The sequence below is a fragment of the Mesorhizobium sp. WSM4829 genome, assembly GCF_055811475.1.
Genome location: NZ_JBVVQJ010000013.1, coordinates 144,939 through 151,056 on the forward strand (window position 1 = coordinate 144,939; position 6,118 = coordinate 151,056).

Genomic DNA, 6,118 nt, shown 5'->3' on the forward strand with positions numbered 1-6,118 from the left:
TGTGAGATGAACACCGCGTGATCAGGATTTCCATCGATGCCATGGGCGGCGATCACGGACCAAGCGTGGTCATCCCGGCGCTCATGACGGTCGCGACCCGGCGTCCCGACATCCGCTTCGTCATCTATGGTCGCGAGGAGGCAGTGCGCCCCGAACTCGCAAAGCTGCCCAAGCTGGCGGAAGTCAGCGAGTTCATCCACTGCGAGATAGCAGTCCGGATGGACGACAAGCCGAGCCAGGCGCTGCGCCATGGCCGCTGGAAGTCGTCGATGTGGAAAGCGGTCGAGGCGGTCAAGGCAGGCACTGCCGACGCCTGCATCTCGGCCGGCAACACCGGCGCGCTGATGGCGATGTCGCGATTCTGCCTCCGCACCATGGCGACCATCGACCGTCCGGCGATCGCGGCGCTGTGGCCGACATTGCGTGGCGAAAGCGTGGTGCTGGACGTCGGCGCCACCATCGGCGCGGATGCGCATCAACTGGTCGATTTTGCCATTCTGGGCACTGGCATGGCGCGCTCGGTTTTCGGCATCGAACGGCCGAGCGTCGGTCTGCTCAATGTCGGCGTCGAGGAGATCAAGGGCCAGGAAGAGGTCAAGGAGGCGGGCCGCATGTTGCGCGAGGCCAACATGGCCTCGATGAACTACCATGGTTTCGTCGAGGGCGACGACATCGGCAAGGGCACGGTCGACGTGGTCGTCACCGAAGGATTTGCCGGCAACATCGCGCTGAAAACGGCGGAAGGCACGGTACGGCAGATCGCCGGTTACCTGCGCGCCGCGATGGACCGCACGCTGATGGCCAGGATCGGCTATGTATTCGCCAAGGGCGCCTTCGATCGCCTGCGCGAGAAGATGGATGTCGGCCGCTCCAACGGCGGGGTTTTCCTGGGTCTGAACGGCGTCGTGGTGAAAAGCCATGGCGGCGCCGATTCGGACGGCTTCGCGGCGGCGATCGAGCTTGGCTACGACATGGTGCGCAACAATCTGCTCGATCGCATCGAAGCCGATCTTGATCTGTTCCATGCGCGCAATCCGCATGCCCAGACATCCAGGAAATCCGACGTCGTTGCCGACGCAGAGGAATAGGAAAGAGCCTTGATCAGATCAGTCGTGCGCGGCACAGGCTCCGCGCTGCCCCGCCGCATCATGAAGAATGCCGATTTCGAAGGCATGGTCGAGACGTCAGACGCATGGATTGCCCAGCGCACCGGCATCCGCCAGCGCCATATCGCGGCCGACGACGAGACGACGGCTTCGCTCGGCGAGGCGGCAGCGCGCGCAGCCCTCGACAATGCCGGCCTGACGCCGGCCGATATCGACCTGATCGTGCTGGCGACCTCGACACCCAACAACACCTTTCCGGCGACCGCCGTCGACATCCAGAACCGGCTCGGCATGCATCACGGCTTCGCCTTCGACATGCAGGCGGTGTGCTCGGGCTTCGTCTACGCGGTGACGACGGCCGACCTCTATATCCGCGGCGGCCTCGCCAAACGCGTGCTGGTGATCGGCTCCGAAACCTTTTCGCGCATCCTCGACTGGAGCGATCGCTCGACCTGCGTGCTGTTTGGCGACGGCGCCGGCGCGATGGTGCTGGAAGCAGGCGAGGGGGCGGGCGGCATTGCCGACCACGGCGTGCTGGCTGCCAGCCTGCGCTCCGACGGGGCTCACAAGGACAAGCTGTTCGTCGACGGTGGAGCGTCGACCACCGGAACGGTGGGCCATCTCAGGATGGAAGGCCGCGAAGTGTTCAAGCACGCGGTCGGCATGATCACCGACGTCATCGAGGCGACGTTCTCAGCTGCCGGGATCACCGCTGAAGATCTCGACTGGTTCGTGCCGCATCAGGCCAATAAGCGGATTATCGACGCTTCCGCCAGGAAGCTCGGGATAGCGGAACAAAAGGTGGTGGTTACCGTCGATTTGCACGGCAACACCTCGGCTGCTTCGGTGCCGCTGGCGCTGTCGGTGGCGGTCGCCGACGGCCGCATCAAGAAGGGTGATCTGGTGCTGATCGAGGCGATGGGCGGCGGCTTCACCTGGGGCGCGGTCCTGGTTCGCTGGTAAGTGCCGAACGGACCGGTTCGGTCCTTGACCTTGCCGGATCAATTACTTAGGCTCTATCTTTGCTTATATAGAGTTATGTTTTTTGAGCTGATGGGGACGGTTCGCATGGGGGGAAAGACACTTACGCGCGCCGATCTTGCTGAAGCCGTTTATCGCAAGGTTGGCCTGTCGCGTACTGAATCGGCCGAACTCGTCGAAGCGGTTCTGGACGAGATCTGCGAGGCGATCGTTCGCGGCGAGACGGTGAAATTGTCGTCGTTCGCAACCTTCCATGTCCGCTCCAAGAACGAGCGCATCGGGCGCAACCCCAAAACCGGCGAGGAAGTGCCGATCCTGCCGCGCCGCGTGATGACCTTCAAATCGTCGAATGTGCTGAAGAACCGCATCCTGCGCGCGCACCAGATCAGCAAGGCCAAGGGCAGCAAATAGCGCCTGCGCTTCAAAGCCCGGTTGAAAACGGTCGCCTGCTTTGACGCCGGGCTTGAATATTGTTTCATAAACCGCTGAAATAAGGCTCGATTCGGCACAACAGCCGGATCGGAATGACTCTTTGTTGAGCATGATCCTGGCCGAAAACCGTTTTCCCACTTTTCGGGATCATGCTCCAGCGTGAGGATTTCGCCCATGGACAAGAGCCCCGACGCTTTCCGCACCATCAGTGAGGTCGCAGAAGATCTCGACCTGCCGCAGCATGTGCTGCGTTTTTGGGAAACGCGTTTCAACCAGATCAAGCCGATGAAGCGCGGCGGCGGCCGCCGCTACTACCGGCCCCAGGATGTCGAACTGATCAAGGGCATCCGCCACATGCTCTACGATCAGGGATACACGATCAAGGGCGTGCAGAAGCTGTTGCGCGAGAACGGCAATCATTTCCTGGTCGCCATCGGCAATGGCGACATGGCGGCCGTCGAGGCGATCTCGCAGCGCCGGCAGGCCGATGCGGTGCCGTTGACGCCGGCGGCCCAGCCGCGCGGCGCCGATGACGAGATGCTGGTCGGCGAGCCCAAGGTGAAACCCAGCCGGCGCTTTTTCGGCCTGGGCAAGACCGAGGAGGAAGGCCCGGTGCAGCCGGGCACGTCGAAACTCTCGCGCGACAATCGCGCTTTGCTGCAGGAGGCGCTGTTCGACCTTCTGGAATGCAAGCGCCTGCTCGATCAGGTGCGCTAGCGCATGACCCCGGGATAGCGACTGCATAGAACGTCACGCGGGTCGCATGAATCGCTTCTGACGCGACGCGCTCTGGGCCCGATCGGTCGCGGCAAAACCGGAACCGGTTTTACGATCGTGCGTTCCTTCGCAAAAGAAGGAAGCCTGTCATGGTATCATTTTCGACCCTCTCCGACATCGATCTTGAAAAACAGGTCGCGGCCCTCTCCAGGGAACTGGCGGCGTTGAGGAAAGCCGTTTCCAGGCGCGGCAGCGCCTACTACGAGGACGGGCGTGACACCGCGTCGGACTATTACTCGGACCTCGCCGAGCGTTTCAGTGACGCTCTGCCTGCAATCAGGAGGCATGGCAGGGTGATAGAGAAGACGGCCCGCGATCATCCCGCGACAGCGGCCGCAGTCGGTCTGGTTGTGGTCGGGCTCGTCGCCAGCCTGTTCCTCAGCCGCCAGCAGAAAACCTCGCGAACGAGATCGAGATCGGCACGTTGAGACAAGAAATGGCGGCGTGGACGGCCGCCATTTTCGTTGACCAAAAGGTCGATCAGCGCGCGAGCTTGAGCTTGTTCTTCGGGCTGACCTGCGCGGTCTGGCTGCATTTGCCGTAGACGGTGCCGTTGGAGTCGGTGGCGTCCGTATAAGTACCCTTGCAGTCGAGCTGCAGCACCAGGCAGTGACCCGCGCCCTTGCAAACCGCGCCGCCGCCGCTCGGATGCGTGCCGTTGGCGAAGGCCGAGCCCGGCAGTGAAATCGAGCCGAAGGCCGAGACGACGATGGCAGCGGCGAGCGACAGGCGCTTGAAGTTCGAGATGTTGGTCATTTGAGCATTTCCTTCTCTTGATCGAGGATCGCCGTCAGGGCGTCCTTCCGGTTGGGACCGCCTTTGTGGCGTCCATGCCGTGTTGGTGCGGCCCGGAGAGAAAAGGTTCACGCGTCGGTTCAAGAAAATTCGCAGCCCCTGACGCGTTCTGCGTGCTCCGGCTGCTGAGATTCGATCCTACAGCCGCTTGACAAGGGAGCGGCTCAGAACCGTCGAACAATTCGGCGATCGGCCAGTCAAAGACCCCGATCGAGATGACGGTCCCGTGCCGGTGGCGCCGAGGCCTGTGCCGGGCTGCGCCGATCGGAATCACGATGCCGTGACGGCGTTTTTGGCGCTTGGCAAATCACTATCGAGAGGGCATTCTCTGCGCCGTCTCAGGCAACTTCTTGATTTGATCAAACTCTTTAAATCCACGGAGTTGCCAAATGCCCCAAATAGCAACAAGCGAAGCTTTTTCCGAACTGTCGGCGACCGAAGCTGCGCCCGACCACAGCGCCCTTAAGGCCATCCGAGAAACCAGGGGATACAGCATGGAAGAGCTGTCCCTGACGTGCGGACTGTCGGTCGATGAGATCGCCGACATCGAGAACGGCAGGAATGCCGATGTGTCGAAGCTTAGGCGAATAGCCTCTGCGCTCCGGCTTCCGGAAAGCGCGCTGATCGATACGGCCGCGCTGACACAATCCGTGGAAAATACAAGACCCGTCTCGTAGCAGCGACGCCAGAGGATCAAGCCAACAAGCGAGGTGTGTTCTGGATTTGAAGTTCCTGAATGCTGACGACATCCACCAGAGCAGGAACTTCAAATCCACCATGCCGGGCATCGGCGTCATGGCCGCCGAATTCGGTTGACCCGAACCGGGTTATCACGATACATCGCGACCGGTCCGGAGTGTAGCGCAGCCCGGTAGCGCACTTGACTGGGGGTCAAGGGGTCGTCGGTTCGAATCCGGCCACTCCGACCAAATAAGCCCTTAGAACCCTAAGGCTTATTTGAAATCCGGGGAAACTAGCTGAGCCGCGAAAGCGAGAAATTGGGGCCTTTCTGGGCCCTTTCCTTGTCTGGGCCGTGCCAGTCTGGGGCCATGTCGCCCGAATCGCGCCGTGAACGGGCCGACGATCGGCGGCCAAGCGCTGATCGACAGGCTCGGATCAGATCGCGGATCGATGCATCAGGATCTGGTCGGGCTGTTTGGCTGCTCAAAATGCAAGGCCGAAGGCCGCGACCGCCGCCCGGTGTTCTTCACGTTCATTCCCGACGACAAAAGCCAGCAGCGAGAGCGGCACTGCACCTGGAAGCGGACCTTCGAAAGTGAAGGGCTCGAAACGCGGGAACCTTTCATCCGCGAGCCGCTTTGTGTGCATGTCCCAAGCCGTGCAACCACCCATATTGCCAAAGGGTAGCCCAGATCGGGACGTCAACTGTGAAGTCGCCTTGGAAGCCGCATTTGCAGCCTTGGTGACAGCCTCGGAAGCGAAGGGTTGGATGCCGCGCGAAACGGCTGCAGCCCTACTGAAAATCGCAACGGAGCATGCCCAGCGGTTCAGGCTTGTGCCGGCTGAGCCGCCAAGGTGGCGAACGCGAAGAGGTATGTTCATCGCGTGTGCCGCGCTCGTGTTTTTGCTGTGTGCAGCCATCGTTTGGTGGGGTGCTTAGATGGCGATCAACGTTTCGCCCCCGGATACGGCCGTTGCCGCGGTCGTAGTGATGGCGTTGCCGCCTATACGTTAGATTGCGCAACGCTCGCCTAAGTTCATCCGGCCAGCGCCATGCCGACGGCTATGCCTATGCCCATCACCAGCCCTGCAGCGGGTTCCCGCCATATTCGACGGCAATGGCTAAGACCACCACTCGCTACGCCCGCGTGCTGGACTCCGACCATTTTCAAGGGACTTAGACTTGCCCCCAGAAAGCCCATCATGCCCCAGCCGCCGGCGCGGACAGCGCCCCCCGCCCCAACAGCCCCGGATGGCGGGATTACAAATCGATAGCGCCCCCGAAAAGCCCGAGCCGCAGATATAAGTGGCGCCACTGATAGATGTAGATGTAGGTGGCCAGCGCG

General features: G+C 61.7%; 8 protein-coding genes and 1 tRNA gene. 8 read left to right on the forward strand and 1 reads right to left on the reverse strand.

Annotated elements, in window-relative coordinates; genetic code table 11:
* The first annotated feature begins 17 nt into the window (after positions 1–17).
* The 5 genes from plsX to AC0L17_RS15340 all read left to right on the forward strand — a co-directional run bounded on the left by plsX (position 18) and on the right by AC0L17_RS15340 (position 3,724).
* Complete coding sequence (gene plsX / locus AC0L17_RS15320; protein WP_023798389.1) at positions 18–1,088, forward strand: phosphate acyltransferase PlsX; 1,071 nt, start codon at positions 18–20, stop codon at positions 1,086–1,088.
* A gap of 9 nt (positions 1,089–1,097) precedes the next feature.
* A complete protein-coding gene (locus tag AC0L17_RS15325) occupies positions 1,098–2,069 on the forward strand; it encodes a beta-ketoacyl-ACP synthase III (protein WP_023798388.1) in 972 nt (323 codons plus the stop codon).
* A gap of 105 nt (positions 2,070–2,174) precedes the next feature.
* A complete protein-coding gene (locus AC0L17_RS15330) occupies positions 2,175–2,498 on the forward strand; it encodes an integration host factor subunit alpha (RefSeq protein WP_023798387.1) in 324 nt (107 codons plus the stop codon).
* A gap of 195 nt (positions 2,499–2,693) precedes the next feature.
* Positions 2,694–3,236 (forward strand): MerR family transcriptional regulator, encoded by a 543-nt coding sequence (locus AC0L17_RS15335; protein WP_023798386.1) that lies wholly within the window; start codon positions 2,694–2,696, stop codon positions 3,234–3,236.
* Positions 3,237–3,385: 149 nt separating this feature from the next.
* Positions 3,386–3,724: a hypothetical protein gene (locus AC0L17_RS15340; RefSeq protein ID WP_023798385.1), complete on the forward strand. Its 339-nt coding sequence runs from the start codon at positions 3,386–3,388 to the stop codon at positions 3,722–3,724.
* A 52-nt stretch (positions 3,725–3,776) separates the two neighbouring features.
* On the opposite strand, the gene AC0L17_RS15345 is transcribed toward AC0L17_RS15340, so the two are convergent.
* Positions 3,777–4,052, reverse strand: a complete 276-nt coding sequence (locus AC0L17_RS15345) for a hypothetical protein (protein ID WP_023798384.1) — start codon at positions 4,050–4,052, stop codon at positions 3,777–3,779.
* 428 nt (positions 4,053–4,480) lie between these two features.
* Here AC0L17_RS15345 and AC0L17_RS15350 point away from each other — a divergent pair, with 428 nt between their 5' ends.
* The 3 genes from AC0L17_RS15350 (at position 4,481) to AC0L17_RS15360 (ending at position 5,459) form a co-directional block, all read left to right on the forward strand.
* Positions 4,481–4,768, forward strand: coding sequence for a helix-turn-helix domain-containing protein (locus AC0L17_RS15350; RefSeq protein ID WP_287305880.1), 288 nt, complete (start codon positions 4,481–4,483; stop codon positions 4,766–4,768).
* A 175-nt stretch (positions 4,769–4,943) separates the two neighbouring features.
* Positions 4,944–5,020: transfer RNA gene (locus AC0L17_RS15355), tRNA-Pro, on the forward strand.
* Positions 5,021–5,159: 139 nt separating this feature from the next.
* Positions 5,160–5,459, forward strand: coding sequence for a hypothetical protein (locus AC0L17_RS15360; protein ID WP_473516437.1), 300 nt, complete (start codon positions 5,160–5,162; stop codon positions 5,457–5,459).
* Positions 5,460–6,118: the final 659 nt, after the last annotated feature.